This window comes from Streptomyces sp. S.PB5, assembly GCF_030403745.1.
Classification (GTDB): Bacteria; Actinomycetota; Actinomycetes; order Streptomycetales; family Streptomycetaceae; genus Streptomyces.
Map to the genome: position 1 here is coordinate 1 of NZ_JAQMWP010000062.1, position 1269 is coordinate 1269.

Annotated in this window: 1 protein-coding gene; it reads right to left on the reverse strand. The window is 68.1% G+C overall.

Features of this window, described 5'->3' with window-relative positions:
* The coding region (locus PH203_RS49560; RefSeq protein WP_289929535.1) for an IS630 family transposase at positions 1-1247 on the reverse strand (1247 nt) is incomplete at its 3' end.
* Positions 1248-1269 lie beyond the last annotated feature (22 nt).

The window sequence follows — 1269 nt, forward strand, 5'->3', positions numbered from 1 at the left end:
ATCTCGTCGGCGGTCTTCGTCCAGGCGAAGGGCCGTGGGTTCTCGTTCCAGATATCGATCCAGGCCCTGATGTCGTCCTCCAGGGCCTTCACGGAGGTGTGCACGCCGCGGCGGATGAGCTTGTCGGTCAGCAGGCCGAACCACCTCTCGACCTGGTTCATCCAGGAGGAACCGGTGGGGGTGAAGTGGACGTGGAAACGCGGGTGCCTGCCCAGCCACGTCTTGATCTCGGGGGTGTTGTGGGTGGCGTAGTTGTCACAGACCAGGTGCACGTCGAGCCCGGCGGGCACGGTCTTGTCGATCCGGGTCAGGAACTTCTTGAACTCGATCGCCCGGTGGCGGCGGTGGAGTTCCGATATGACGGTGCCGTCAGTGATGTTGAAGGCGGCGAACCGGCTGGTGATGCCGTGCCGGTAGTAGTCATGGGTACGGCGTTCGGGCATGCCCGGCATCATCGGCAGCACCGGCTGGGACCGGTCCAGCGCCTGGATCTGGCTCTTCTCGTCCACGCACAGAACCACCGCCTTCTCGGGCGGGTTGTGGTACAGGCCGACGACGTCGACGACCTTGGCGACGAACTGCGGGTCGGTGGAAAGCCTGAAGGCGTCCTGCAGATGCGGCTTGAGGTCGAACCGCTTCCAGATCCGCCCGACCGTCGACTTCGACAGGCCCGAATGCTTCGCCATCGAGGCCCGCGACCAGTGGGTGTCCTTGCCCGGCGTGGACTCCAGCGTCGCCACGATCACGTCCTCGACCTGGTCCAGCAGGATCGACGGCGGCCGGCCCACCCGCGGCTCGTCCGCCAGCCCGTCCAGCCGACGGGTGATGAAGCGGGAGCGCCAGCTGTTCACCGACCGCTGGCTGACACCGAGTTCGGCGGCGACCTGCTTGTTTGTTCCGCCCTCCGCACACCGCAGCACGATCTTCGCACGCAGCGCGAGGTACTGTGCCGTCTTCGCGCGCCGAGCCCAGCGCGTCAGCTGGGCGCGCTCATCGTCGGTGAGGACCAGGTCTGCCTTGCGGCGGCCCGGCCGCGGCGCGTCCGCCAGCGCATCCATCCGCCGCTCGGCGAACCGCGTCCGCCACTTGCGGGCCGTATCCGCGCTCACGCCGAGCTTCGCCGCGACCCGCACGGTCGGCAGTCCCCCGGCACAGGCCAGAACGATCCGCGCCCGCTCAGCCAGCCGAGCGCCTTCCGCCCCGTCGGCCCAACGCGTCAGCTCCGCGAACTCCTCAGCAGACAACACGACTTCAACAGCACGAGGCCCC